We start from the raw sequence: 26,321 nt of genomic DNA, 5'->3' as shown, positions 1-26,321 counted from the left end.
CCCTAGTCGCCCGTGATCGAGCTGAAGTCCGTGCCGGAGCCGAGCAGCATGCCCGCGCCGAGGAGGAGCATCGTCGCCGGGACCATGAACGTCGTGATCATCAGCGTGGCCTTGGGGACCGCGCGGGCGGCCTTGCGCCGGGCGTTCTGCGCGTCCGTGCGGCGCATGTCCTTGGCGATCGCGACGAGCGTGTCGACGATCGGCGCGCCGAGCTCCTCGCCCTGCTGGAGCGCGGTGACGAACATGGCGACCTGCTCGGAGTCGTTGCGGCGGCGCAGTTCCTGGAAGGCCTCGCGGCGGCTCACGCCGAGGTCCATCTGACGGAGGGTGATGCGGATCTCGTCCGCCCACGGGCCCTCGTAACGGGACGCCACCCGGTCGAGGGCCTGGCGGAAGCCGAGGCCCGCGCTCACCACCACGGCCAGGACGTCGAGGAAGTCCGGCAGGGTCCGTTCGATGGCGTCCTTGCGGACCCGGATCGCGGACCAGATGCCGACCTCGGACCAGAACGCGCCGAAGGCGAGCATGAGGAGCGCGATGAAGTAGCTGCCCTGGAGGAGGGCGGCGAAGGCGCCGAGGGCGCCGATCGCGCCGTAGACCGCGCGCCGGGCCGCGTAGCGGTCGATGGTCAGGCCGCCCGGGTTGCCCGCCAGGTCGATCCTGCGGCGGTACCGGGTGACCTGCTTGGGGCCCATCAGCCGCAGGACGGCGGGTGCGTACCGCATGCCCAGGCGGTCGACGACCGAGCCCACGGCGCCGGTGCGGGTCGCCCCGACCTCCAGGGCGAGCGCCAGGTCGCTGGGCAGCTTCACCTCGGCCCGGTACATGCGGATGCCGGCGAACATGCCCCAGACGCTGAGGCCCACGGCGAGTGCGAGCAGCAGTTCCATCCCTGGTTCCCCCCTGCTCAGACGTCGATGCGGGACATGCGGCGGATGAGGACGAAGCCGACCGCGTAGAGGCCGAACGCGATGATCACGCAGGCCTGGCCGACGGGCGATCCCGTCATGCGGTCCAGCGTGCCGTCCTCGACGCTGTTCATGAGGAACAACGCCCCGACCCCCAGTACCGGCACGGCGTAGGACGTCATGTTCACCTGCGACAGCTGTGTCCGTACCTCCCGTCGCGTCTCCTTGCGTTCCTCCAGCGTCTCCGTCAGGTTGCGCAGGGCTCCGACGACCTGGCCGCCGGCACGGTTGGAGAGGACCAGGGTGGTGACGAGGACGACCAGTTCGCGGGAGGGGAGGCGGTCGGCGAGTTCGGCCAGGGCGTCGTCCATGGAGTGGCCCACCGCCAACTGGTTGGCGACCTTGGCCAGTTCCTCGCCGGCCGGGGCCTCCAGTTCCTCCGCCGCCATGCCGATCGCGGTGCGCAGTGCCAGGCCCGCGTGGGTGGCGTTGGCCAGGATGCGGGCCAGTTCGGGAAGTTGGTTGATGAACCTCTCGATGCGTTTCTGGCGTTGCCAGTTGAGGAACTGCCAGGCCGCCCAGACGCCCAGGAGGCCGGCGATCGGGCCGAAGAAGGGGGCCAGGGTGGCCTGGCCGACCAGCCACAGACCGGCCACCGCCGCCAGCATGTGGACGAAGAACTCGCCGGGTGTCACGTCCAGGCCGGTCGCCGCCAGCTTCAGCTCCAGTTTGCGGCCCGTCTGTGTGCGGCGCAGTCGGCGGTCGAGGCTGCGGAAGCGGCGTCGGCGGGCGGTGCCCGGGAGCTGGCCGGTGTAGGAGAGGCGTTCCACCAGCTCCGCCCGCTGGGCCCGGCCCCGGGCGTAGGTGTGCAGGCCGGCGACGGCCAGGGCGCAGGTCAGCAGGGCCACGCCGGTGGTGAGGGTGATGAGGGTGTCGAGGTCCATCAGCGTCACCGGGCTTCCCTTGTGGTCAGTTCGAGTGCGTCACGCGCGACCCCGAACGCCTGCGGTATCGGCTGGCTCGCCATGTGGAGCCGGTCGGCGGTGCGGCGTGGGAGGGGGAAGTACTCGAAGGCGCCGTGGATCCGGCCGTCGGCGGTCATCGGCTGGGCGTTGAAGCGGGCGATCGTCACCAGCCGGTACGGCTCCGAGCCGTGGCTGTCGAGCAGGGCGATCTCGGTGACACGGCGGGCGCCGTCGGCGAAGCGGGTGAGCTGGACGACGACGTCCACGGCGCTGTTGATCTGGTCGTGCAGGGCGACGAAGGGGATCTCCACGTCCGACATGGAGGCGAGGGTCTGCAGGCGCATCAGGGCGTCCTCGGCACTGTTGGCGTGGACCGTGGCCAGGGAGCCGTCGTGGCCCGTCGACATCGCCTGGAGCATGTCGAGCGACTCGCCGCCGCGGACCTCACCGACCACGATCCGGTCCGGGCGCATCCGCAGGGAGTTGCGGACCAGGTCGCGGATGGTGATGCGGCCGTTGCCCTCCACGTTCGGGGGGCGGGACTCCAGGCGGATCACGTGCGACTGCTGGAGCTGGAGTTCCGCGGAGTCCTCGATGGTGATGATGCGTTCGCCGTCCGGGATCAGGCCGGAGAGGGCGTTGAGGAGCGTCGTCTTGCCGGTGCCCGTCGCGCCGGAGACGATCACGTTGAACTTCGCCTGCACCAGGCCCGCCAGCAGGTACAGCATCTGCTCGTCCAGCGAGCCGAAGCCCATCAGCTCGTGCAGGGTGAAGGAGCGCGGGAAGCGGCGGATGGTGAGGGTGGGGCCGGTGAGCGACAGTGGCGGAATGATCACGTTGACGCGTTCGCCCGAGGGGAGGCGGGCGTCGACCATCGGGTTCGTCTCGTCGACCCGGCGGTTGACCGTCGAGACGATGCGTTCGATCGTCTGCATCAGCTGGTCGTTCGACGCGAAGCGGAGGGGGAGCTGTTCCACCCGGCCGCCGCGTTCGACGAAGATCGCGTCGGGGCCGTTCACCATGATCTCGGTGATCGACGCGTCCTCCAGCAGCGGCTCCAGGATGCCGAGGCCCAGTGCCTCGTCGACGACCCGGCGGATCAGCTGCGAGCGCTCCACCGTCGACAGCACCGGGCCCTCGCGGCTGATGATGTGCCCCAGCACCCGCTCGAGCCGGGCCCGGCGCTCGGCCGCCGCCAGCGAACTCATCTCGGCGAGGTCGATCTCCTCCAGCAGCTTGGCCCGGTAGGAGGAGACCAGCCGGTCGTCCTCGCTCCGGCCGCCATTCTCCTCGGGGGAGGTGATGCGTGCCCGCAGGCTCATGTCGGATGCCCTTCCCTCAGTGGTCGACCGGCATCGTGGCCGTCTTGTGGGCCTCGAAGTCCCCGAGGCCGGGGATGACGGACGGGATGGTGACGGTGGAGGTGACCCGGACCTCGTCGTCGGCGAAAGCGGGCTCGCAGCTCGCCTTCAGCCAACTGCTCACGGCCTGCTGGCAGTCGGCGTTGTAGTCCCCGTCGAGGGACGCGCTGCGGGCCCCGGTCCGGGCCGCCGTGCCCGCCTGCTGCGCGGCGTAGGCGATCAGTCCGAGCTGTACGGCACCCAGCGCGACCAGAAGGAGGAGCGGCAGGAACCCGAGGTACTCCAGGGCCACTTGGCCCCGGTCGCGCGCTCGTCCCCGTGCCCCTGCCCGTGCCCGTACCCCTGCCCGTAAACCTGCCCCTGCCCGTAACCCTGTCCGTGCTCGTAACCCTGTCCGTGCTCGTGCGCGGCGTCCGTACGCCATCTCAGTCGCCGTCCTCTTCCTCTACGGCGCCCGCGTGACCGTGCACCGGGAACGGGAAGTCGATCAGTCCGGGGAAGAGGACGGGAACGTGGAGGGTGACGTCGGCCGTCACATAGCCGGTACCGCCGCAGTCCACCTCGGCGTTCCCCTTCCACGCGTCGCCCAGCTTGTCGAGGCCCTTCTGCTGACAGACCCCCTGCCGCTCCCCCGGAGGCGCCGCCGTGCCCGCCCGCACCGCCTCGTCGGCAGCATTCCCCGCGAGCGTGAACGTGTACCCCACCAGGACGAACTGCCACACCACCACCAGGGTCACGATGATCAGCGGTGTCATGCCGAGGAACTCGATGGTGACCTGGCCCCGGTCCTTCGTGAGACGCCCTTTCACGTACCTCACTCCCTCCGCCGCCGGAACCCGACCGCGCCCCGGTCCCCGCCCCGGGCCCGTCCCCCGCCCCTGCGCACCAGCGCGCCCTCGGGCGCCTTGACCAGCCCCAGTTCACCGGCGAGCGCCCACAGGGCCTGGCGGACGGTGCCCTTGCCGTCGAGGGCGTCGACGCGGCCGGCGTCCACCGCGGCCTGGAGCTCCTTGAAGTTCGCCGGGACCGTGGTCGCGGCGAGGGCCGTGCCGGTGATCTTCTGGATGAGCGGGGGCTGGATCTCCGTACCGCGGGTGTGCCGGTTGACGACGACGGTCGTCTCCTCGGCCTTGCGGATCTGGAGCCGGTCCCACATGCGGACGGTGCGTTTGGCGCCCCGGACGGCGACGACGTCGGGGGTGGTGACGAGCAGGGCGCGGTCGGCGAGTTCGACGGCTGCCGCGCCCGCCCCGCTGAGCTGGGCGCCGCAGTCGACGACGACGACCTCGTAGCGGGAGCGCAGGGCGCCCATGATCTGGCGGGCGGCGCGGTCGGTGACCTCCTCGCCGCGTTCGCCCTCGCCGGGGGCGAGCAGCAGGGCCACGCCGCTGTCGTGGCGGAAGACGGCCTCGGCGAGGATGCGGGGCGAGATGTCGGTGATGGCGGCGAGGTCGACGACCGAGCGGCGGAACTGGACGTCCAGGTAGGAGGCGATGTCACCGGCCTGGAGGTCGAGGTCGACGAGCGCGGTCGGGCGGCCGGACGCCTGGGCGGCGAGGGCGAGTTGGACGGCCGTGAGCGTCGCGCCCACACCGCCCTTCGCGCCGCTTACGGTGACGACGGTGCCGCCGACGCCGGTGAACACGTCGCCGCCGTGGCCGAGATGGCGTCGTACGCCCACCGACCACTGGGCGACGGCCTGGACGCGGCTCGCGAGATCCTCGTAGCTCAGCGGCAGGGTGACCAGGCCGCGGGCGCCGGAGTCCATGGCGGCGGCGAAGAGACCGGGGCCGGCGTCGGTGGTGACAAGGATGACGCCGACCGCGGGGAAACGCAGCGCGACCTCGCGGACGAGTTCCAACGCCGGTACCGGGCCGATGCGTTCGTGGACGACGACGACCTCGGGCAGTTCGTCGACCGACTCGGCGGCCAGGCGGGCGAGAGTGTCGACGAGCTGGGTGGAGTCGGAGACCGGGGATACCGGTTCGGCGTCCGGGAGCTGGCTGAGCAGGGTGGTGAGGGAACGGACCGCGTCCGCGTCGCCGACGGCCGGGAGGATCCTCGTGGGCATGGGCGGCGGCCTCTCACTTGTCCGTGCTGAGTTCGTACGTACGGTCCTGTTCGGGAACCGTGGTGTCGCCGCCGGGTGCGACGAGGGCGAGGCGGACGCGCTTGGCGAACGACTCGGCGTAGGTGAGGCGCTGGGCGTCGAGGGTGGACAGCGCGAAGGTGATCGGGACCTGGTCGGTGGCCGTCCGGTTCCGGTTGCTCTCGTCCGGATCGAGGGCCTTGATCTGGCCGACGTCGAGGACCCGGGCGTTGGTGACGATGATCTTCGACTGGTCCGGGTCGGTCGCGCGGGCGCCCTCGAAGGTCGCGTACACGTTGACCGACGACCCCGGAGTGATCTTGCCGGCGACACCGGTGGCCGCGTCGATCATGATGGCGACCTCCTGCTGCCCCGCCTGGAGGGCGGGCTGGTCGACGATCATGTCGCTCTGCAGCAGCGAGCCCTTCTTCAACGTCGTCACGGCGATCTTGCCGCGGATGGCGGCGAGATCGGTCACGGCGTTCTCCGACAGCCAGCGCTTCGGCATCTCTGTCTTCTTGAACTGGTCCGCGCTCAGGGCGGTGTAGGGCGCCACGTCGGAGCGCAGCTCGTACGCGGTGACCTCCGGGCCGACCTTGGAGTTCACGTCGTCGATGACGGAGAGGACGCCGGCGAAGGCCGCGAGGGCGCACAGCACCGACAGAAGCAGGAGAATCACGCCGCGGCGCTGACGGGAGTTCATGAGCCGTACAACCTCGTTGGGGGTCGGGTCGAGCGGACGGGAACAGGCCTACAGGTCAAGCGGGTCACGCTGTGTCAGCCGCCCGCGGTGAGCGCGCGGGCGGGTCGGGCGGTGAGTTCGGAGGCGGGCGGCGGGGTGGCGGAGCAGAAGACGCAGCGGTCACCGATGACGTCGATACCGCACCAGTGGCAGACGCTCTGCCGGACCGAGGTGACCAGTTGGTAGAGGACCGAGAGGTCGGGCAGGTAGCCGCAGAACTCGATCGCCCTGCCGGTGCCCCACCACTCGGCGGACTCGGCGGGCAGCACCGTCTCCCGCAGCCCCTGCACCTTCCAGGCCGGGGCGAGGGTGTCGGTGACCCAGTCGGACTGCAACTGCCCGCGGGCCACGAGCATCCAGGTGCCGAACTCGGGCCCGGGGAGCGCCACTTCGGGACCCGCCTTCACCATCTCCGCCTGCGGATGCGCCAGCACACCGAACTGACTACCCGGAACCCACGACCTGGCATGCGACTTCAGGCCGACGACCGGAACGCGGTCCAGGCGGGCCACGGACCCGAGGAGCGCGCCCGCGTGGAGATAGTGGGTGAGCAGCCGGCCCGCGGCGGCGAGGACGCCGGGGCCGAGGTCGCAGGAGGCGAGCTGACGCAACTGGCGGGCGAGCACGGCGACCGCCAGCGGGGGGAGTTCGGGACGGAACAGCGCGATGCGGTCGCTCTCCAGGAGGGAGCGGATGGTGTGCAGCCGCTGCTCCACGGCGGCGGGCACGGCCCGCGAGTACACGACGATCACATGCCCGTACTGTTCGAGAAGGGTCTGGACGGCGGCGAGGGCCCGCTCCAGCGGCTGCCGGTCGAGGTCGGCGAGGACGGCTGCGGGCATCGTGCGTTCGTCCTGGGGCGGCAGCGCCAGGTCCGCTCCGGTCACGGCAATGGCAGTTGGCACGCGCAGCTCCCCGATTCCCGCGGTCCGGCCCACCGGCGTTACTCCGGCGCACCGAGGTGACTTCATTGCGTGACTACCTCAGCACTGTATCCACGCCCCTGTGGCCGGAGAACAGCTTTCCGTGACGGCCGGGAAACTCTTCCGCGCGCAAGTCGCAGCAAACCGGGGCAGGTTACGCACCCATGACCTTCCACCGGCCTCTACGGGCCCTCCACAACCGGACTCCTTGACAACGGAATTGGTCTGGACCAACGTGTTGTCATGTATCCAATCAAAAGAGCGAAACGGCTCTGGGCGGGAGCGGTGACCGCCACCCTCGCCCTCTCCCTGACGGGCGCGGCTCAGGCGTCCGCCGCGGACCTGAACAACGCGAAGAACGCCGGCTTCGAGTCGGGCCTGACCAACTGGACGTGCTCCGCCGCGAGCGGCACGACCGTCTCCTCCCCCGTGCACGGCGGCGCGGCGGCGCTGAAGGCGACCCCGGCCGGCCAGGACAACGCCCAGTGCACCCAGACGGTGACGGTGAAGCCCAACTCCACCTACACGCTGAGCGCCTGGGTCCAGGGCGGCTACACCTACCTGGGCGTGACCGGCACGGGCACGACGGACGCCTCGACATGGACTCCGGACTCGTCGTCCTGGAAACAACTGTCGACGACCTTCACCACGGGCGCGTCCACGACCTCCGTGACGGTGTACACGCACGGCTGGTACGGCCAGGCGGCGTACTACGCGGACGACGTCTCGGTGTACGGCCCGGACGGCGGCGGAGGCGGCGACCCGACCCCGACGACACCGAGCGCGCCGAGCGGCCTGACGGTGTCGGCCACGACGTCGTCCTCGGTGTCCTTGTCCTGGAACGCGGTGTCGGGCGCGACGGGTTACTCCGTCTACCGTGGCGGCACGAAGGTGACGGCGGTGACGGGAACGTCGGCGACCGTGACGGGCCTGGCGGCCTCGACGTCGTTCAGCTTCCAGGTCACGGCGACGAACGCGGCGGGTGAGTCGGTGAAGTCGACGGCCGTGACGGGGACGACGACTTCCGGCAGCGGGGGCGGGGGCGGTTCCCTGCCCAAGCACGCGGTGACCGGGTACTGGCAGAACTTCAACAACGGCGCGACGGTCCAACGCATCTCGGACGTCTCCCCCCAGTACGACATCATCGCCGTGGCCTTCGCGGACGCGACGACGACGCCGGGCGCCGTGACCTTCACCCTGGACTCGGCCGGCCTGGGCGGCTACACGGTGGACCAGTTCAAGGCGGACATCAAGGCGAAGCAGGCGGCCGGCAAGAAGGTCGTCGTGTCGGTGGGCGGCCAGAACGGCACGGTGTCGGTGAGCGACGCGACGTCCGCGACGAACTTCGCGAACTCGGTGTACACGCTGATGCAGACGTACGGCTTCGACGGCGTGGACATCGACCTGGAGAACGGTCTGAACGCGACGTACATGAGCCAGGCGCTGCGGACCTTGTCGGGGAAGGCCGGGCCGGGGCTGATCCTGACGATGGCGCCCCAGACGATCGACATGCAGTCGACCTCCAACACGTACTTCCAGACCGCGCTGAACGTGAAGGACATCCTGACGGTCGTCAACATGCAGTACTACAACAGCGGTTCGATGCTGGGCTGCGACGGCAAGGTGTACAGCCAGGGGTCCGTGGACTTCCTGACGGCCCTCGCCTGCATTCAGCTGGAGGGCGGACTGTCCCCGTCCCAGGTGGGATTGGGGTTGCCGGCCTCGACGAGGGGGGCAGGCAGCGGGTACGTGTCTCCGACAGTGGTTAACAACGCCCTCGACTGCCTGACGCGAGGCACGAACTGCGGCTCCTTCAAGCCGTCGAGGACATACCCCGACCTCCGCGGCGCGATGACCTGGTCGACGAACTGGGACGCTGCGGCGGGGAACGCGTGGTCGGGCGCGGTGGGTCCGCATGTGCACGGGTTGGCGTAGCGCTGTGCGGGCAGTGCGGGCTATGGCGTGATGCCGCGTTGCCTTCGGTAAACCGGCTCATGTGATCTTGGAGAACATGAGTGCGGAGGGGGACGCGGCCGACCTGGTCGACGTGGTGCGGCGGGCGCGAAAGGGAATCGCCCCGCCGCAGGACGTCTTCGACGCGTCCCTCCGCACACAGTGACATCTCAGAATCATCAGGACCGGATTCATCGACCGGGCAGGACATCGACATCGCTCGGTGGCTGCGGGGCGCCGACACGTGAGTGACATTGCGGCTAGAGGCTGACGCCTGTCTCCAGGGGCCGCAACAGCGCGAGGACCTACGACGCTGTTGCCCCGTACACCCCCGCGCCCACCCTCGGCAGCCGCGCCCACATGCGCGTCCCGCCGCAGGGTTCATGGGCCTCGCCGAAGCCCCAGCTGCCGTCGCAGGCGCGGCAGACGCAGGCCAGGACGCGGAGGGCTGCTCGGCGGCGGGTGTCGCAGGCTGTGGCGAGGTGGGGGTGGGTGTGGCGGGGGTGGCTGTCGTAGGCGATCACTCGGAGGGTGTCGGCTCGGTAGCGGAGGGAGAGGTAGAAGTTCGGGGACTCCGTGAACTGGGCTGCCACTGCCGTCAGTTCGCCCACCGCTTGTAGCGCCGGGTCCAGCATGTCGTGCAGGCCGTGGGCGTTCAGCACCTCGCGCGTGGTCGCCCTCGCGAGGGCGGGGCTCGCCAGGGCCGCGGGGAGCGTGAGGCTGTAGGCAAGGGTCTCGGGGACGGGGGCGGTGAAGTCGGCAGGGAACGTGGGGGCGACGGGACAGCGGGAGAGAGGCATGGGGGCTCCTTGGTGTTCGCGTTCGTCTTCGTGTTCGCGGTCGCAGTCGGTGGCTCGTCTCCCTGGCGCGGCCCACCCCTCCCAGGGAAGGAGCGTGCGGGCAGGCTCGCGCGGTGCACTGCCAAATGCGGTGTGTAGCTTGTGCATTACCGAATGTAAGGCATGGGGGGTTATGTTGCCCCACCACTGGGAGAACACAGCCCCGATAGGGTGACTCCGGCTTCGAGGAAGGAACCGTATGGCCGCGAGGACGTCTCCGACCGAGCGTCAGAAGAGGCTCGGGGCGGAGGTACGGAGGCTGCGCACCGCTGTCGGCATGACCGGGGAGTACGCAGCAGGGCTGCTCGGTGTGGACCGAGGCAAGATCTCCAACATCGAGTCGGGCACCCGCGCCATCAGCCCCGAGCGACTGCGCACCCTGGCCTGCAACTGCGACTGCGGCGACGAGGCCTACGTCGACGCCCTGGTCGAGATGGCCCAACCCACCGAGCGGGGCTGGTGGGAGAAGTACCGGGGCAGCCTTCCGATCGGGATTCTCGACATCGCCGAGCTGGAGCACCACGCGGTACGGATCCGCAGCGTGCACCTGATCCACATGCCCGGGCTGCTGCAGTCCACCGACCACGCCCAGGCCGTTTTCAAGGCTGCACTGCCGCCACTACCCGAGCACGAGGTCGCACTGCGGCTCGCACACCGGTTGGAGCGTCAGCGAGTTCTGGAGGGCGACGCGCCCACGGAGTACGTCGGAATACTCCACGAGGCCGCGCTGCGCATGCAGTTCGGTGGGCGCAAGGTCGCGCGAGGTCAGCTGGAGCATCTGCTCGCCGCGTCGGAGCGGTCTCACGTGACCTTGCGCGTCATTCCGTTCGACGCGGGCTCGTTCCCCGGAGCCGGGCAGACCGTGGTCTACCTGGAGGGACCGGTGCCGCGACTGGACACCGTTCAGATCGACAGCACCCATGGACCGGAATTCCTGTACCAGGAAGCCCAGTTGTCCAAGTACCGAACGCAACTGGACTGGATGGAAGAACGTGCGCTGTCACCTGCGGAGTCGTACGGCTTCATCCAGGACATCGCCAGCCAGCTCTGAGGAGACGACCATGTCCGACATCACGTGGGAAGACCCGTTCTGCGCCGAGGGATCGGCCTGCTTCCGCCTCGGCACCGACCCCACCGGCAACGCCTACATCGCCATAGCCGGCGCCGAGGACGCCTACCTCACCGACTCCCGCGAAGCGCTCCGCACGATGATTCTCGACATCAAGGCGGGCAAGGCCGACCACCTGCTCTGAGAGCTCCCGAGGACTTCCGTGGGCTCTTCAGGGGCTTCCCGTATATGGGCCGCCCCTGAAGTACAGGCTCGGGCGCAGGCGGGGACGGTCACCGCGTTCATGCGCCGCGTCGGAACGGTCGGCCGGTGCCGAGCGCTCCGCCAGCGCTCGCAGGGTCTCCAGGCCGGCCAGGATCTCGGAGCGGTTGTCCGACCTCTTCATCCACGGGGGCAGTCGCGCGAACATCGCCGTCGTCGGACGGGATGCGCCGCGCTCGCGCAGCCGGGCGGCGACGTAGGCGGAGAGTTCGTGCACGTGCTCCTCGTTGTACGCCCACAGGATGTGGCCGACGCAGCGGGTCTGCAGCCACAGTGGCCGTCGGAAGAACGGATCCTCGCTGCCGCCCGGCACCGCGCCGACCAGCCCGGCACCTCGCATCTCGGGGTCCCGGTCGGCGACGGCACCGCATGCGGCGCACGCCAGACGGCGCGGCTGGAACAACAGCTCGCTGTAGTACCTGGGTTCGGGGAGACCGGGACGGGGAACCACCAGCGCACGGCCACCGCATCGCGGGCAGACCACGAGCATTCGGCCTGTGAGCTGGGCCAGCCAGCGCCCTGAGTCGTGGTGGCGGGCAGGCCCCGTAATCGGCACGCCCGGCGTACTCCGCTCGGGTTCCACTGCTCAGTACCCCGTCGGCCGGTAGTACCCCAGCACCCACGCCAGTTGTGCGAACCAGCCCTGCAGGCGTTCCCTCGGCTTCGCCGTCACCACGCACTCGTAGACTCTGCCGTCCACGTGGACGACGGCGACCATGAGGGCCTTGCCGTCGGGGCTCGCCTTGTAGTGGACGCTGCGGATCTCGGGCCAGGGGAAGTCGACCGTGATGTCGTACATCTCGAAGGCGACGCCCGCCGCGTCGACGACGACCGAGTTGTGCTTGTCGACGGCCAGGAACTCCGGGCCGGGCTGCGGCGGGCCCGTCTGCGGGGCGTACTGCGGCGGGGGCGGACCGAACCCCGGTGGGGTGGGCGGTGGAGGCGGAGTCGACGGCTGGTCTGTCACAGCCGAAACCTACCCGGCGGCGGCTGTGCGCCCACTTTCGGTCTCCTCTGAAACATTTCCGCGGCCCACTGCATCAAAGAGATGAGGGCAGCACGCCGACCGACGCAGGGGGAACACTCATGAGGCAGGTCCGCGCGGACGAGTACGCCGAGTTCGCGGCGGCGCGGGCCCGGCATCTGTACCGGTCGGCGTGTCTGCTCACGGCCGGAGACACGCACCTTGCCGAGGATCTGGTTCAGGAGACCCTCGGCAGGCTGTACGTCCGCTGGGGACGGGTGTCCCGGGTCGACAACCCGGCCGGGTACGCGCAGACCGTCCTCACCCGCGCCTTCCTCGCCCACCAGCGCAGGCGCAGCAGCCGCGAGCAGGCCGTGGACGTGTTCCCCGACGTGCCCGACGGCGGCGGCACCGACACCTCGCTGCGGCTGACGCTGATGCAGGCCCTCGGGCGGCTGCCCGCCAAGGACCGGGCGGTCGTGGTCCTGCGGTACTGGGAGGACCGCTCGGTCGAGGAGACCGCCGACGCGATGAACGCGAGCTCGGCGGCCGTGCGGACGCGGTGCTCGCGGGCCCTGGGGCGGTTGCGGGAGCTGCTCGGCGAGGACATGAGCGAGTACGCCAGACCCTGAGCCCACCCGGCTCCCCTCTGTACGTCACTTCGCCTCCGCCTTGCCACTGCCCTCCCCACTACCCGAGTTCAATCCATCCCTCGCGGAAAACGGTGGTTCACCATGCCCGTAGATCAGCACAGCGATCCCTTCGAGGAGCGGCTCTCCGCCGCCCTGCACGAGGCCGGCGGCACCTTCGACAACCCGGGCGGCGCGCTCGCCGCCGCCGGTCAGGCACGCGGACATCGCATGCGGCTGCGGCGCAGGGCCGCGGTCGCCGGGGGCGCGGCGAGTCTCGCCCTCGTGGGGGTGGGCGGGGCGCTGCTGGTGCCGTGGGGCGGTACGCCCGCCCCGAAGCCCTCCTCCGTCGCCGCCACCGGCAGCGCCGGGCCGAAGACCTACTCCGCCGACGAGGTGGTCCGCACGCTCCAACAGCTCCTCCCCAAGGGGAAGTTCACGAAGTCGGAGGCGCGCGGCACGGGCGAGGACCTGCCGCCGCTCGCGGTGGGCGTGTTCGACGACGGCAAGGGCGAGGCGGCCGTCTCCGTGGGTCTGGACCGGGTCCCGACGGACACGGGGGAGTTCAATCCGTCCACGGCCGTGATGCCCTGCGCGGACGGCGGGCAGTCGGGCCTCGACAGTTGCAGGACGGAGCTCCTGCCCGACGGGTCGGCGGTCACCGTCTACCAGGGCTACGAGTATCCCGACCGCCGCGAGGACACCAAGGCGTGGGGAGCGGACCTGGTCACCCCGGCCGGGCAGCACGTGAGCGTCATCGAGTGGAACGCCCCGGCGGAGAAGGGGAAGCCGGTCAGCCGTCCCGAACCCCCGCTGACGACCGCCCAGTTGAAGACGCTCGCCGCGGCCTCGAAGTGGCGCCGGATCATCGACGCCATCCCGAAGGAGAAGAAGCCGACCGCCGCGACGGGCTCGTCCACCCGGCCCGCGGAGATGGCCGGCTGGCTCATCCTGCGCAAGCTCAGCCTCCTGCTGCCGTCCGACCTGAAGCGCGTCTCGTACGGCAGCCAGGAGACCGGGTACGGCTACATGGTCGTCGACGACGGCAAGGGCAGGAGCCTGGTCCAGGTCAACGTGCAGCCCGACATGTCCGACGTCGCCGACCAGTTGTACGGCTCCGGCTCCGAGACCCTCGCCGACGGCACGCGGGTCGCGGTCCAGCAGGGGCCGGCCGAGAAGGGCGGGGCGGGAGCCGTGGAGTGGACCGTCGACACCATGCGCAAGAGCGGTCTGCGCGTGGTCATCACCGCCTTCAACGCCGCAGAGCAGGGCAAGGCGGCGACCCGCGCGAAGCCCGCCCTCACGATCGAACAGCTGCGGGCGATCGCGCTCAGCCCGCGGTGGCTGAGCGACAAGGACTGAGAGGCGACAGGCCTGAGGGCCGAGGGACAGACGGGCGAGGGACGAAGGTGGACTGGCCCTCCGGCGCAGGCTCAGGCCGCCCGGGCTCAGGCTCGGGCGGTGGCCAGCAGGGCCAGGATCTCCTTCGTCGTGCCCGGCTCGCCGATCAGCGGGAACAGGTAGGAGACGCTGTGACGGTGCGCGTCCTCGTTGATGTCGGTCATCGCGTCGACCGCGAACGTGACGTGGTAGCCGTGCTCGTGGGCGGCGCGGGCGGTCGACTCGACGCCGAGGCTGGTCGCGATGCCGCCGAGCACGATCTGGGTGACGCCCCGGCGGCGCAGCTGGATGTCGAGGTCGGTGCCGTGGAACGCGCCCCAGTTCCGCTTGGTGACGAGGATGTCCGTGTCGTGGCCGGTGAGCGGTTCGGCGATGGGGCCGAGGTCGTAGGGGCGGGAGCGGCCGCCGGCCAGTCGGGCGGCCTCGCTGCGGCCGGGCACGGCGTCGGCGCCGTCGGGCGAGGTGGCCATGCGCACCAGCACCACGGGGGCGCCCGCGGCGCGGAAGGCGTCGGCGAGCTCGGCGGCACGGGCCACCGCGTCCGCCGCCGGGTACGGCTTGGTGGGGGCGGCGAGCGTGCCGGCCTGGAGGTCGATCAGCACGAGCGCGGTCTTGGCGTCCAGCACGGTCACAGCCACGGCAAGGGCACCTCTCCTAGGGGATCAGCAGCCTAGGAGAGGTACTTGCGAAACTCAAGCTATTGCTGAACTCAACCAACCTGGATCAGCGAGATCAGCCGGATGACGGTGATCGGAAGAACGATGACGGCGATCAGAAGAACTCCGACCACGGCTGGTCCCAGATCTGCTTCACGCACAGCACCAGGAACAGCAGCCCCGCCAGCACCAGCATCGCGTTGCTCAGCATGCCGTTGCGCCACTCCCTGGGTGTGCGGGAGGTGTTGAGCAGCCACAGCAGCGTCCCCGCCAGGAACGGCAGGAAGGCCGCGCCCAGCACGCCGTACAGGATGACCAGGCGGAACGGCTGGCCCTGGAAGAGCAGCACGATCGGCGGGAAGGTCAGCCACAGCAGGTACGCCCGGAAGGGCCAGGAGCGTTCCCGTTCACCCGAGGCGACCTCGGCGCCGGTCGCCCCGCCCACCGACTCGCCCTGGTCGCGGTAGCGGGCCACGAAGTCGGCGAACATCAGGCTCACGCCGTGCCAGACGCCGATCAGGGAGGTGAAGGAGGTGGCGAAGAAGCCGATCAGGAAGAACTTGGCCGTCGCCGCACCGTACTCCGCCTCCAGGATGTCGCTCAGCTGGACGAGCCCCTTGTCGCCGCTCGCGATCGCCACGTTCGCGGAGTGCAGCAGCTCCGCGCCGACGAAGAGCATCGCGACGACGAAGATGCCGGTGGTGATGTACGCGACCCGGTTGTCCAGCCGCATGACCTTCATCCAGCCCGTGTTCGTCCAGCCCTTGGCGTTGACCCAGTAGCCGTACGCGGCCAGCGTGATCGTGCCGCCGACGCCGCCGATCAGGCCGAGGGTGTTGAGGACCGAGTCCTTCTCGTCCGGCAGGACCGGGAGGAGGCCCGCGAAGGCGTCGCCGAGGTTCGGGGTGACCCGGATCGCCAGGTAGACCGTCACCACGAACATGACGCCCACCAGGACCGTCATGACCTTCTCGAAGACGGCGTACTTGTTGAACCAGACGAACACCAGGCCCACCAGACCACAGGCGATGGCCCACGACTTGAGGTCCATCACGTCCGGGAACAGCGCCTGGAGCGGCAGCGCGCTCGACGACATCGCCGCCGCGCCGTAGACGAAGCCCCAGACGACCACGTAGACGACGAAGAACCACGTCGTCCAACGGCCCAGGCTCGCCCAGCCGTCGAAGAGGGTGCGGCCGGTGGAGAGGTGCCAGCGGCCGGCCGCCTCGGCGAGGGAGATCTTGACCAGGCAGCCGATGATCGCCGCCCAGAGCAGGGTGTAGCCGAAGTTGCTGCCGGCGATCAGCGTGGCCACCAGGTCGCCGGCGCCGACGCCCGTCGCCGCGACCACGATGCCCGGGCCGATGTACTTCCAACTGGACTTGCGGGGGGAGGCGTTGTTGTCGATGTCGGATGGAGCCTCGGTGTGCGTGAAGTTTCCCGTGGGGGGTCCCGTGGTGTCCGCCATGAAGGTCAAGAAAGCCCAAAGACGCCGGTCCGGCAAGAGGGCGTGCGCGATCTCCACCCGATGTGCTCACCCGCCGTCGAACACCGCCGTACGTGCGTCCGAGGGCTCGCGGCCAAGGGGGGGTTGCGGCCGGCGTCGGCCGCAACCGTCGTCGCAGCCGCAGGTGCCGAGTTCGAACCAGACGGTCTTGCCCGGTCCGTCCTGGTGGCAGCCCCAGCGGCGGGCGAGCGCGTTCACCAGGAACATTCCCCGGCCGCTCTCCGTCCCGCCCGCGTGAAGCACCTGCGGGGTGCGGCGGCCGGTATCGGCCACCTCGCAGCGGAGGATGCCGTGTGCGGCGTTCAGGGTGAGGCGGAAGCGGCTCGCGGTGGGGGTACCTCCCATGCCATTCGGGCCATGGGGGCGCAGCAGGGCGTTGGTGGCCAGCTCGCTGACGAGCAGCTCGGCGGTGTCCACCAAGTCCTCCCGGTCCGCCAGTCCCCAGTCCTCCAACTGCCTGCGCACCTGTGCGCGGGCCTCACGGACGGCGCTGGGCCGAGGGTCGTACTCGACGCTCCAGTGGCCTGCCCCTATCGGCGGCTGGAGGTAGGCGCCGTACTGGGGGGCGGGGTCCGGGAGGGGGCCGCTTCCCCCGGAAAGTCGCAGCATGGAGTCAGGATCCCCTCCCGCACACCGTCCGCATACGGGGAGGACTACCCGATTCCGTACCTGTCGAGGCGCCCCGTCTACGCGTACTGCAGTCGTACGGTCGTACCGGATCCGGATCCGGATCCTTCGCCGGTTCCGGTGTCGGTGCCGGTGCCGGTGCCCGGGCCCGCCTCGCGGACGTCCACGTACGCGCACACCTGGCGGGCGAACCACAGGCCCTGGCCGGGTGCCAACTCGGTGGTCGGCGGCGGGACGTAGCCGACGAGGGGGTCGTCGAGGCGGCGGGCCAGGAGCAGCTCGCAGACGCAGCCGGGGGCCTCGCCCCACAGCAGCGCACCCGTGACCGGTGCCAGGGAGGCCGCCTCCGCCACGGCCGTGGCGAACAACTCCGCGTCGGCGGCGCCCAGTCCACGGCCCAACGCCCAGGCGCGGACGGCGTCCGGGGCGGGGTCGGCGAGACGCTCGGCGTCGGAGGGGGTCGGGGGCAGCGGTAAGGCGTCCAGCTCCGCGGCGAGGCGTACGGGGTCCTCGTACACGCCGCTGTCCGGGTGGGCGCGGCGGGCCGCCTCGATGAGGGCGGAACCGGCGGTGCGGGTGTCGTAGACGCACATGGCCGTGGTCGCCGTCGGGACGAAGAGAAGGTTGGCGAGGGCCTCGTAGCGGATCCACTCGGCGCTCTCGCGCGGGGAGCGGCCCGCCCTGCCGTTCCACACCGGCTCCATGAGGAGGTGGATGCGGCCGCCGGGGCCGGCGTGCGCGGCGAGATGACCGGCCGCCCGGGCGATGGCGTTCGCGGCGGAGCCGGTGTACCAGTCGGTGTGCGGGACGAGGCCGATGTCCTTCGTGTCGGCGCCGAGGGCGTCGCGCAGGAGGTCCAGCTTGTCGGGGGCGACGATGGCGACGGGCGGGGGCTCCTCGGGGGCGGCCAGTCCCTCGGCGAGGAAGGGGAGGGCGGCGGCGAGGAAGGACTCGTCCGTGGCGGAGACGGACATGCGGTGGTCGAAGGTTCCTGGGGTGGTGGTTGCGGCGGATTGGGCGGTCATTGGTCCGGGGTCCCCATTGGTCGGGTGGGTGGGTGGATGGATGGATGCGGTGCGGGGCGGGGCGGTGGGGCGGGATCGTGGTACGGGGTGGGGCGAGCCTTTGCGCGTGCGGCGGTCAGCGTTGGGCGGTCAGCGTTGGGCGGTCACCCAGGCGGCGATCTGGCTGCGGTTGCTGAAGCCGAGCTTGCTGAGGATGCGTTCGACGTGTCCTTCGGCCGTGCGACGGGCGATCACCAGACGGTCGGCGATCTGCTGGTTGGCGAGCCCCTCGGCGACGAGTTCGGCGACCTGCGCCTCGCGGCGGGTGAGGCGGATGGCGGGACCGGGGGGTGGTGGGCCGTCGGTCAAGGGCTGCGGGCGGCCGGAGCGCCGTGTTCGGGACTGCCCGCAGGTCTGCCCGGTCCCGGTCCCGTCCCCGCTGTTGGCTCCGGTCTCGGTCTCGGTCTCGGTCTCGGTCCTGGCTCTCTTCCTGCTCCTGCTCCTGCTGCTGCTCGTGCTCTCGTTGAGTTCGAAGGCGACGACGTCGGTGAGGGGGAGGGCGGCTCCGGTCTCGTACGCCCGGCGGAACGCGGTGTCGCCGATCGCCTCGTGGACGCGCTCCTCGGTGGTGCGGCGGGTGGAGTTGAGGCAGGCCGAGCCCCAGCGGTCGCGGTCGACGTCCGCCCAGGCGCGGTCGGCACCGCCGAGCAGGACGGCCGCGCGTTCGTGGGCGCCGCGGGCCGCCGCGATCCGGGCCAGCAGGTCGAGGGTGAGGCCCATTCCCACGACGTCGTGGACCGCGTGCTTGAGCCGTATCGCCTCCCTGCCGTGCCGCTGCGCCTGCGCCCAGTCGCCGCGCACGCTGTGGGCGAGGGCGAGGATCCGTTCCACGTACGACAGCACCCAGCGCTCGCCGTGCTCGGCGCAGAGGCGGCGGGTCTGCTCGCAGACCTCGATGGCCTCGTCGGCACGGCCCAGGAAGGCGAGTGCGCAGGCCAGTTCGACGCGGTCGAGGCCTACGAGACTGAGGTGCTGGCCGGGGACCCGGCCGCGGTCGGCGGCGGCGCGGAAGTGGTCGAGGGCGCCGGTGAGGTCGTCGCTGAAGAGGCGGATGACGCCTACGACGTAGTCGGCGTGGGCCGCTTCGGCAGGGTTGCCGAGGGTGTGGGCCAGGGCGCGGGCCTGTTCCGCTCGGCGACGGCCTCGGGTGAGGTCTTCCGGGCAGCCGGCGAGGAGGCCTGCGGCCCACAGGGCTCGGGCTCGTTCGGGGGTGGGGTCGGGGTTGGCTTCGAGGGCGCGGTCCAGCCAGTAGCGGCCCTCTCGGGGGGCTCCGCAGGCGTGCCAGTGGAACCAGAGGGTGCCTGCGAGGCGTAGGCCTGCGAGGGATTCGCCGGGGGTGGTGAGACTGAAGTCGAGGGCGGTGCGGAGGTTGTCCCTGTCGGCGCGGAGGTGGGCGACGATGTCCGGTTGGGCGGGGCCGAACCAGTGCCGTTCGGCGGTCGTGGCCTGCTGTTGCATCCAGTTCCGGTGTCGGACTCGGGCGGCGTGTTCTTCTCCCGGGCGTTCTCGCAGGCGCTCCAGGCCGTAGTGCCGGAGGGTGTCGAGGAGGCGGTACCGTACGGTGCCCGTCGGGCCGGTCTCCCTGCACAGGACGGACTTGTCGACCAGGCCGGCGACGGCTTCGAGGACGTCGCCGTTGCTCGCCCCCGCCGCCCCTGCCCGTCCCACCCCCAGGGGCTCCGCCCCCTCACCCCCGCCAGGGGACTCCGCCCCCTGGACCCCCACACCTGTGCCCACCCACCCCCCGTCCCGCCCGGACGGAACCCCACCCGTCCCCGCGCCCCGGCCGCCCAAGCCACGCCCCGACTCCCCCGGCCAAGCCCACAAGCCACGCCCCGCCCCCACCACCCGGCCAGGCAAGGCGTACCCCGGTTCCCCGGCCCAGGCACCCGAATCCCGACCCGCCTCCCCAGCCCGAGCGGGCACCTCATGCCCCTGCTCCACCACCCGGGCCGACGCCGCGTGACCCGACCCCGCCACCCCGGCCGATGCGACGTGACCCGACCCCGCCGCCCCGGCCGACGCGGCGGGACCCGGTTCCACCGCCCGGGCCGACGCGGCGGAGCCCGGCTCCGGTGGTCGGGCGGGCGGGACTCGGGTCGCTTCCTCCGTCGGCCCTGCCCGGCCGGGGGAGGTGTTGCCCCGTTCCTCGCAGACCGCCTCTGCTGTCTCCAGGTCGAAGGTGCCGGGGAGGATCGACAGGCGGGACCAGGTCAGTTGTTCTTGGGGGTCGCAGAGTTCGTAGCTCCAGTCGATGGCCGCGCGCAGGGTCTGGTGGCGGGGTGGGACCGTGGGGCTGCCGGTGGCGAGGAGGCGGTAGCGGTCGTCCAGGCGGGTCAGGAGTTGGGGGACGTCCAGGACGCGCATGCGGACCGCGGCCAGTTCGATGGCGAGGGGGAGGCCGTCCAGGCGGTGGCAGAGGCGGGCCACCGACGCGCGGTTCGCGGCGGTGAGGCGGAAGCCGGGGACGACCGCCGCCGCCCGGTCGGCGAACAGGGCCAGGGCCGGGTAGCCGTCGGCCGCGGTCAATTCGCCGTCCGGGTCGGGGACGGGCAGCGGGCGGACGTCCAAGAGGTGTTCCTCGGTCAGGCCGAGGCGGTGGCGGCTGGTGGCGAGGACGCGGACACCGGTCGTGCCCCGCAGGAGGGCGCCGGCCAGCGTCGCGCAGGACCGGAGCAGATGCTCGCAGTTGTCGACGACCAGCAGGACGCGACGGTCGCGCAGACGCTCCACCAGCGTGTCCAGGGGCGGGCGTTGCGAGTGGTCGTGCAGGTCCAGCGCGTCGGCCACCGCGAGGGGGACCAGGGTCGGGTCGTGCAGGCCGGAGAGGTGCACGAAGCGGACGCCGTCGGGGAAGGCCCGTTCGACGCGGGCCGCGATCCGGACGGCAAGGCGCGTCTTGCCGACGCCTCCGGGGCCGGTCAGGGTGACCAGTCGGGCCCTGGCCAACAGTTCGCGTCCTTCTGCCAGTTCGCTGCGCCGGTCGACGAAGCTGGTCGTCTCCACCGGCAGGTGACAGTCCCGGCGCGGCGCTGATCCGCCCATGATCAGCCAGTCCTCTGGGGGTGCGGTGCGGCGTGGTTCAGGAGTTGTGCGGGTGTGCTGCGGGTGTGGTGGGGTGCGGTGCGGTGGGGTTCCGCGCGGACCCTCAGCTTTCCCCCTGGTCTACCTATATGCACCCTTCGCCTCACACGCATGGGTGCACTTCACCGGGGATCGCTCCCGGAGATGCGACCGTGGCTACACTGCGCGGCCGGCCGCCCGCCGTTTACGCATGATTCCGGCCACTCGTCCCTTTGTCGTCTCTTGACCTGCTCATGCCATGCCTCGACGATGAGCGGCACCCGCACCGCCGCACACAGCAAGCGCACAGCCCCCCACACCCCACTCCCCACAAGGAGAGTTCATGCGACTTCGCATTCGCGGCTCAGGTTCCGGCGCCGCCGGTGCCCGCGGCGGCAGACGAACCGCCGCTCTCGCCACCCTGCTGGCCCTCGCCCTGGCGGCGCCGATCTCGGCGACGGTCACCGACGCGGCGGCGGGCAGCGCCCCGAAGCCGGCGTCCTCCGCCGACGACATCCGCCAGTACGAGATCCACATCTCCCACAGCACGTCCGCCATGCGCACGGCGATCGCTGCGTCCGGGGTGAGCGTCGACGAGGCCGACGAGGAGACCGTGGTGGTCTCCGGGCGGGCCGACCAGATCAAGAAGCTGCGCTCGCGGGGGTACGAGGTCTCCCTGCTGGGCTCCGCGCCCAACCGCGTCGCCGAGGACGAGGTACGGCTCTACGACTTCCCCTCCGCCGACTCGAAGTACCACAACTACGCCGAGATGACGACGGAGATCGACCAGCGCATCGCCGCCTACCCGAGCATCATGAGCAAGCGGGTCATCGGCAAGTCGTACGGCGGCCGGGACATCGTGGCCGTCAAGATCAGCGACAACGTCGGCACCGACGAGGCCGAGCCGGAGGTGCTGTTCACCCATCACCAGCACGCCCGCGAGCACATGACCGTGGAGATGGCCCTGTACCTGATCCGCGAGCTGGGCGCCGGCTACGGCTCGGACTCCCGCGTCACCAACATGGTCAACGGGCGCGAGATCTGGATCGTCCCCGACCTCAACCCGGACGGCGGCGAGTACGACATCGCCACCGGCTCCTACCGCTCGTGGCGCAAGAACCGGCAGCCCAACTCCGGCTCCTCGTACGTCGGTACGGACCTCAACCGGAACTGGAACTACAAGTGGGGCTGCTGCGGCGGCTCCTCGGGGTCCACGTCCTCGGAGACCTACCGGGGCGCGTCCGCCGAGTCCGCGCCCGAGGTGAAGGTCGTCGCCGACTTCGTGCGCAGCCGGGTCGTGGGCGGGAAGCAGCAGATCACCGCCGGGATCGACTTCCACACGTACAGCGAGTTGGTGCTGTGGCCGTTCGGGTACACCAACGCGGACACGGCGACCGGCATGACCGCGGACGACAACGCCGCGTTCAAGGCCATCGGACAGAAGATGGCCGCGAGCAACGGCTACACCCCGGAGCAGTCCAGCGACCTGTACATCACGGACGGGTCGATCGACGACTACCTCTGGGGCACGCAGAAGATCTTCGACTACACGTTCGAGATGTATCCGTCGTCCAGCTCCGGGGGTGGGTTCTACCCGCCCGACGAGGTCATCGAGCGGGAGACCTCCCGTAACCGGGACGCGGTGCTTCAGCTTCTCGAGAACGCGGACTGCATGTACCGGGCGATCGGGAAGGCCACCCAGTACTGCAGCTAGTCGGCGTCCTCGGCCGCGCTCTCCTCGGCCGCGCTCTCCTTGGCCGCGACGACCTCGTCCTCGGCGCCCGCTTCTGCGGCGTCCGCCTCTTCGTCTTCGAAGTAGGCGTCGAGGACCGCGTCCAGCTGCTCGTCCCACTCCTTGAAGCGCGCCCTGGCCGTCGCCTCGATCTCGATCGGGTACCAGCGGCGGTCAGGGGTGTGCACCGTGATGGTGAACCGCTTGCCGAAGCGCGGCGCCTCCGTCTCGATCGCGCCGATCTCGTCCCAGCGGAACTCGCACTCCTCCTCGTCGAGTCGGAGCCGGACGCCCTTGGCGTCGGCGGCGATCCGCGCCCGACGGTCGGAGGCCTCGAAGACGGGACCGTCGGCGGACTCGTCGTCCGAGGACTCGTCCGCCGCGTCCTCCGCCTCCTCGACGACCTCGTCCTGGGCCTCGTCCGCCTCCTCGGCACCCTCGGCCTTCCCGGCCGGCTCGGTGTCCTCCGGCTCCGCGGTCGCGGGCGACGTGAGCCCGGGGATGAAGGCCGGGTCGAATCCGGCGCCCTTCAGGGGCTCGCCCTCCAGGGGCTGGCTGCTCGAACCTATGCGCTGCTCCACAGCGGGCAGTATGGTCGAAGATCCTGTGCCGGACACAGCCAGCCCCTACTTCGTTACCAGAGTTGCGACCGGAGACCTGCCGGAGACCTACACGAAGACACTCAATCCGGCCGTCATCACGAACCCGCCCACCGACAGCACCGTCTCGAGCACGGTCCACGTCCTGAGGGTGTCGCGCTCGCTGATGCCGAAGCACTTGGCCACCATCGGGCTGCATCCATCAGCGCGCTCCGCGCGCGGGGGCGCCGTCGTTGACGTGCGAGGCGAAGATCGAGCCCGCCGAGATGGCCATGATGACGAGGGCCACGACCTGCGAGTGGCTGCGAGCGGGGGCACCGTGCCGTGAGGCCGTACAGCGGCGTGTGAAAGTCGATGGAGCGTCAGCCCAGGGTCAGCCGAGGACGGCGAGCGCGTCGATCTCGACCAGGAGCCCCGCGGGAAGGCCGACGTAGACCGTCGTGCGGGCCGCGGGCGGGGCGGTGAGGGGCTGCGCCTCGAAGTAGGCGTTGTAGAGCTCGTTGAACTCGGCGAAGTGGCCCGTGTCCGTCAGGTAGACGCGGATCATCATCACGTCGTCCCAGCTCGCGCCGCCCTCCTCCAGGATCGCCTTGACGTTGGCGAGGGTCTGGAGGGTCTGCTCGCGCAGGGTGGGGCCGGCCGGGGTCGGGGGCCTGCCCTCCTCGGCGGGGAGGAAGCCGACCTGGCCCGCGACCTGGAGGATGTTGCCCTTGCGGACACCGTGCGAGAACTTCGCGGGCGGGGTGGTGTGGGTCTTCGGGGTGAGCGCGATCTTCTCGGTCGCGGTCTTCTCGGTCATGAGGTGGCTTCCTTGATCGGTGTCCTGCCGGAGTACTCGCCGCTGATGGCGTCCGCGGCGCGGCGCACCAGCGGGAGCAGGGTGAGGAGTTCGTCGGCGGTGACGACGACGTTCGGCGCGGAGACCGACATCGCGGCGACCACCCGGCCGTCGGCGCCCCTGATCGGCGCGGCGACACAGTTGACGGACTCCTCGTGGCCACCGAGGTCGGTGGCCCAGCCCTGTTCGCGCACCTTCTCCAACTCCCGCAGGAAGGCCGGGGCGTTGGGGGTGGAACGGGCCGTGTACAGGGGGTAGTCGAGCTTCTCGGCGACCGCCCGCCGCTCGGGCTCGGGCAGGTCGGCGAGGAGCAGTTTGGCGACGGCGGCGACGGTGATGGCGACGGGCTTGCCGATCCGCGAGTACATGCGCACCGGGTAGCGGCTCTCCACCTTGTCGATGTAGAGGACCTCGCCCTCCTCGTGGACGGCGAGGTGGACGGTGTGCCCGCAGGCCTCGTTCAGACGGACGAGGTGGGGGTGGGCGATCTCGCGGATGTCGAGGTTCTCCATCGCCTCCTGGGCGAGGGCGAAGAGACGGGCACCGAGGCGGTAGCGCTGGTCGGACTGGCGGTAGACGAGGCCGTGCTCGTTCAGGGTGCGCAGCAGCCTCAGGGCCGTCGACTTGTGCACGCCGAGGCGATCGGCGACCTGTCCGAGGTCGGCGGGTCCCTCGGCGAGCAGCGGCAGGATGCTCAGGGCACGGTCGACGGTCTGGCTCATGGGGTGCGTACCTCCTCCTCGGCCCGGCCTTCCCGGTCTTCGGTGTGCGTCCAGCCGGGGCCGAGTCGAAGTGTCCCCCACGCGGCGGGGTCGAGGGCGGCCAGGCGGTCGGCGTGTGCGATCCAGGCGGAGCGCGGCGCAGCCGTTCCATGAGGGGCGGTGGCCGGGCGTCCGGCGGGCGGGGGTGCGGCGAGGTCGCCGGGGACGGCCGGCGCAGCCGTTCCATGAGGGGTGGTGGCCGGGCGTCCGGCGGGCGGGGGTGCGGCGAGGTCGCCGGGGACGGTGAGGGCGGCGGCGGCCATGAGGTGCCCGTGCCGCAGGCGGTCGCGGACGGGCAGGCCGCGCAGGGTGGCGGAGAGGAACCCGGCGGCGAACGCGTCCCCGGCGCCGACCGCCGCGCCGACCTGGACCGTCGGGGCGGGTACGAAGGTGACCGTCGGTCGCGCGGCACCCGGGGCCGGCGCGGGCCGGAGCCGGTTCGCGCGGCCCGGCACCGACGGGGTGCCGCGGTCGGGCTCGCGTGCGAACGCCGTCGCCCCCCGCGCCCCCTGCTTCACCACCAGCATGCCCGGCTCCCGCAGTACCTCCCTGATCGCCGTCGGCCCACCGGTGACCCCCCACGCCTCCTCCGCCTCGTCCTCCCCCACGAACACGACGTCCGCGGCGCGTGCCAACTCCAGCAGCACGCGCGGACCGTCGGTGTCGCGCCACAACCCGGACCGGTGGTTGACGTCGAAGGAGATCAGCGGACGCCCCGGCCGGGGGGCCGTCAGCTCCCGCAGCAGGCCCAGACAGTCCCCGGACAGGGCTGCCGTGATGCCGCTCAGATGCAGCACGCGCGCCGCCCGCACCGCCGCCAGGTCGACGTTCCCCACGGCCATCGCGGAGGCCGCGGAGCCGGCCCGGTAGTAGGCGACCTCGTGCGCGTCGGTGGCCCGGTCGCCGGCGGTGCGGAAGTAGACGCCGGTCGGGCGGGCCGGGTCCCGGCGTACGGAGGTCACGTCGACCCCGTACGAGCCGATGGTCTCGACGAGGTGGTCGCCGAACCCGTCCGCCCCCACCCGGCCGACCCAGCGCACCGCGTGCCCGGCCACCGCCAGCGCGCAGGCCACGTTGGACTCCGCGCCGCCGATGCCCCGGTCGAAGGACGGCACGTCGGCGAGGCGGCCGGGCCGGGAGGGCAGGAAGGCGACCATTGACTCGCCGAGCGCGACGACGTCCACGACGTCGGGGGCATTGCGGGGTCCATTGGTGGTCACGATCCTCGTAGCTCCCGTGCCGGTGCGGGTGAGCGAAGCGAGATGGGGGTCCCCCGGCCGAAGGCTGGGGGAGGCTCCGTTGACCCCGCGTTGGCCGAGATGTTAGACAGCAGTGAGCGACATACGCAATGGACGTTGCACATATCGCAA

The 26,321-nt window shown here is 71.1% G+C and carries 26 protein-coding genes and 1 pseudogene; 6 read left to right on the top strand and 21 right to left on the bottom strand.

The genetic code is table 11. The features are described from left to right. Positions 1-2: 2 nt before the first annotated feature. The 8 genes from OG289_RS32200 to OG289_RS32165 form a co-directional block, all read right to left on the bottom strand. Positions 3-890: a DUF5936 domain-containing protein gene (locus OG289_RS32200; RefSeq protein WP_327317556.1), complete on the bottom strand. Its 888-nt coding sequence runs from the start codon at positions 888-890 to the stop codon at positions 3-5. A 17-nt stretch (positions 891-907) separates the two neighbouring features. Continuing rightward, entirely contained in the window at positions 908-1,852 is a 945-nt protein-coding gene (locus OG289_RS32195; RefSeq protein WP_327320868.1) for a type II secretion system F family protein, read from the bottom strand. A gap of 5 nt (positions 1,853-1,857) precedes the next feature. Beyond that, positions 1,858-3,195: a CpaF family protein gene (locus tag OG289_RS32190; RefSeq protein WP_327317555.1), complete on the bottom strand. Its 1,338-nt coding sequence runs from the start codon at positions 3,193-3,195 to the stop codon at positions 1,858-1,860. 16 nt (positions 3,196-3,211) lie between these two features. After that, entirely contained in the window at positions 3,212-3,526 is a 315-nt protein-coding gene (locus tag OG289_RS32185; RefSeq protein WP_327317554.1) for a TadE/TadG family type IV pilus assembly protein, read from the bottom strand. A gap of 133 nt (positions 3,527-3,659) precedes the next feature. Then, the gene (locus OG289_RS32180) at positions 3,660-3,989 is read right to left on the bottom strand and encodes a pilus assembly protein (protein ID WP_327320867.1); all 330 of its coding nucleotides are present in this window, start codon (positions 3,987-3,989) and stop codon (positions 3,660-3,662) included. Positions 3,990-4,048: 59 nt separating this feature from the next. After that, positions 4,049-5,305 (bottom strand): AAA family ATPase, encoded by a 1,257-nt coding sequence (locus OG289_RS32175; protein ID WP_327317553.1) that lies wholly within the window; start codon positions 5,303-5,305, stop codon positions 4,049-4,051. Between the two features lie 13 nt (positions 5,306-5,318). After that, on the bottom strand, positions 5,319-6,026 hold the full coding sequence (gene cpaB, locus OG289_RS32170; protein WP_327317552.1) for a Flp pilus assembly protein CpaB: 708 nt from the start codon (positions 6,024-6,026) through the stop codon (positions 5,319-5,321). A 74-nt stretch (positions 6,027-6,100) separates the two neighbouring features. Then, complete coding sequence (locus OG289_RS32165; RefSeq protein WP_327317551.1) at positions 6,101-6,970, bottom strand: hypothetical protein; 870 nt, start codon at positions 6,968-6,970, stop codon at positions 6,101-6,103. Between the two features lie 261 nt (positions 6,971-7,231). Here OG289_RS32165 and OG289_RS32160 point away from each other — a divergent pair, with 261 nt between their 5' ends. After that, positions 7,232-8,923, top strand: a complete 1,692-nt coding sequence (locus OG289_RS32160) for a chitinase (RefSeq protein WP_327317550.1) — start codon at positions 7,232-7,234, stop codon at positions 8,921-8,923. Positions 8,924-9,246: 323 nt separating this feature from the next. On the opposite strand, the gene OG289_RS32155 is transcribed toward OG289_RS32160, so the two are convergent. Continuing rightward, complete coding sequence (locus OG289_RS32155) at positions 9,247-9,741, bottom strand: ATP-binding protein (protein ID WP_327317549.1); 495 nt, start codon at positions 9,739-9,741, stop codon at positions 9,247-9,249. Positions 9,742-9,979: 238 nt separating this feature from the next. On the opposite strand from OG289_RS32155, the gene OG289_RS32150 reads away from it, so the two are divergent. Next, on the top strand, positions 9,980-10,831 hold the full coding sequence (locus OG289_RS32150) for a helix-turn-helix domain-containing protein (protein WP_327317548.1): 852 nt from the start codon (positions 9,980-9,982) through the stop codon (positions 10,829-10,831). A gap of 10 nt (positions 10,832-10,841) precedes the next feature. After that, complete coding sequence (locus OG289_RS32145) at positions 10,842-11,033, top strand: hypothetical protein (RefSeq protein WP_327317547.1); 192 nt, start codon at positions 10,842-10,844, stop codon at positions 11,031-11,033. 27 nt (positions 11,034-11,060) lie between these two features. Here OG289_RS32145 and OG289_RS32140 read toward each other — a convergent pair whose 3' ends face one another. Both OG289_RS32140 and OG289_RS32135 read right to left on the bottom strand, forming a co-directional pair. Continuing rightward, positions 11,061-11,561 (bottom strand): hypothetical protein, encoded by a 501-nt coding sequence (locus OG289_RS32140; protein WP_327317546.1) that lies wholly within the window; start codon positions 11,559-11,561, stop codon positions 11,061-11,063. Positions 11,562-11,696: 135 nt separating this feature from the next. Beyond that, positions 11,697-12,077 (bottom strand): hypothetical protein, encoded by a 381-nt coding sequence (locus tag OG289_RS32135; protein ID WP_327317545.1) that lies wholly within the window; start codon positions 12,075-12,077, stop codon positions 11,697-11,699. 119 nt (positions 12,078-12,196) lie between these two features. Here OG289_RS32135 and OG289_RS32130 point away from each other — a divergent pair, with 119 nt between their 5' ends. Both OG289_RS32130 and OG289_RS32125 read left to right on the top strand, forming a co-directional pair. Next, entirely contained in the window at positions 12,197-12,706 is a 510-nt protein-coding gene (locus tag OG289_RS32130; protein ID WP_327317544.1) for a SigE family RNA polymerase sigma factor, read from the top strand. A 102-nt stretch (positions 12,707-12,808) separates the two neighbouring features. Beyond that, a complete protein-coding gene (locus OG289_RS32125) occupies positions 12,809-14,065 on the top strand; it encodes a hypothetical protein (protein WP_327317543.1) in 1,257 nt (418 codons plus the stop codon). An 86-nt stretch (positions 14,066-14,151) separates the two neighbouring features. On the opposite strand, the gene OG289_RS32120 is transcribed toward OG289_RS32125, so the two are convergent. From OG289_RS32120 to OG289_RS32100, 5 genes are all read right to left on the bottom strand, one after another. Continuing rightward, positions 14,152-14,742: an isochorismatase family protein gene (locus OG289_RS32120; protein ID WP_327317542.1), complete on the bottom strand. Its 591-nt coding sequence runs from the start codon at positions 14,740-14,742 to the stop codon at positions 14,152-14,154. Between the two features lie 133 nt (positions 14,743-14,875). Then, complete coding sequence (locus tag OG289_RS32115; protein ID WP_327317541.1) at positions 14,876-16,228, bottom strand: Nramp family divalent metal transporter; 1,353 nt, start codon at positions 16,226-16,228, stop codon at positions 14,876-14,878. 66 nt (positions 16,229-16,294) lie between these two features. Next, positions 16,295-16,876, bottom strand: coding sequence for an ATP-binding protein (locus OG289_RS32110; RefSeq protein ID WP_327317540.1), 582 nt, complete (start codon positions 16,874-16,876; stop codon positions 16,295-16,297). Positions 16,877-16,953: 77 nt separating this feature from the next. Beyond that, positions 16,954-17,919 (bottom strand): MEDS domain-containing protein, encoded by a 966-nt coding sequence (locus OG289_RS32105; protein WP_327317539.1) that lies wholly within the window; start codon positions 17,917-17,919, stop codon positions 16,954-16,956. A gap of 129 nt (positions 17,920-18,048) precedes the next feature. After that, complete coding sequence (locus tag OG289_RS32100; RefSeq protein WP_327317538.1) at positions 18,049-21,003, bottom strand: ATP-binding protein; 2,955 nt, start codon at positions 21,001-21,003, stop codon at positions 18,049-18,051. 361 nt (positions 21,004-21,364) lie between these two features. Here OG289_RS32100 and OG289_RS32095 point away from each other — a divergent pair, with 361 nt between their 5' ends. After that, positions 21,365-22,735 (top strand): M14 family metallopeptidase, encoded by a 1,371-nt coding sequence (locus OG289_RS32095; protein WP_327317537.1) that lies wholly within the window; start codon positions 21,365-21,367, stop codon positions 22,733-22,735. On the opposite strand, the gene OG289_RS32090 is transcribed toward OG289_RS32095, so the two are convergent. The 5 genes and pseudogenes from OG289_RS32090 to OG289_RS32070 all read right to left on the bottom strand — a co-directional run bounded on the left by OG289_RS32090 (position 22,732) and on the right by OG289_RS32070 (position 26,108). Then, positions 22,732-23,334: a hypothetical protein gene (locus OG289_RS32090; RefSeq protein WP_327317536.1), complete on the bottom strand. Its 603-nt coding sequence runs from the start codon at positions 23,332-23,334 to the stop codon at positions 22,732-22,734. The two genes, OG289_RS32095 and OG289_RS32090, sit on opposite strands and share 4 nt — an antisense overlap. A gap of 87 nt (positions 23,335-23,421) precedes the next feature. Next, positions 23,422-23,653 (bottom strand): annotated as a pseudogene (locus tag OG289_RS32085) (GntT/GntP/DsdX family permease); the annotation flags it as partial. Between the two features lie 72 nt (positions 23,654-23,725). Continuing rightward, positions 23,726-24,151 carry a RidA family protein gene (locus tag OG289_RS32080; RefSeq protein WP_327317535.1) on the bottom strand — a complete coding sequence of 142 codons (426 nt, stop codon included), beginning with the start codon at positions 24,149-24,151 and terminating at the stop codon, positions 23,726-23,728. Further along, a complete protein-coding gene (locus OG289_RS32075; protein WP_327317534.1) occupies positions 24,148-24,912 on the bottom strand; it encodes an IclR family transcriptional regulator in 765 nt (254 codons plus the stop codon). Before OG289_RS32075 ends, OG289_RS32080 begins: the two co-directional genes overlap by 4 nt. Further along, on the bottom strand, positions 24,909-26,108 hold the full coding sequence (locus OG289_RS32070; protein ID WP_442819109.1) for a sugar kinase: 1,200 nt from the start codon (positions 26,106-26,108) through the stop codon (positions 24,909-24,911). The genes OG289_RS32075 and OG289_RS32070 overlap by 4 nt, the downstream gene beginning before the upstream one ends. Between the last annotated feature and the right edge of the window lie 213 nt (positions 26,109-26,321).

The sequence above is a fragment of the Streptomyces sp. NBC_01235 genome, assembly GCF_035989285.1.
Classification (GTDB): Bacteria; Actinomycetota; Actinomycetes; order Streptomycetales; family Streptomycetaceae; genus Streptomyces.
Note: the sequence above shows the minus strand (reverse complement) of the source record. Positions and strands in the feature narration are given on the sequence as shown.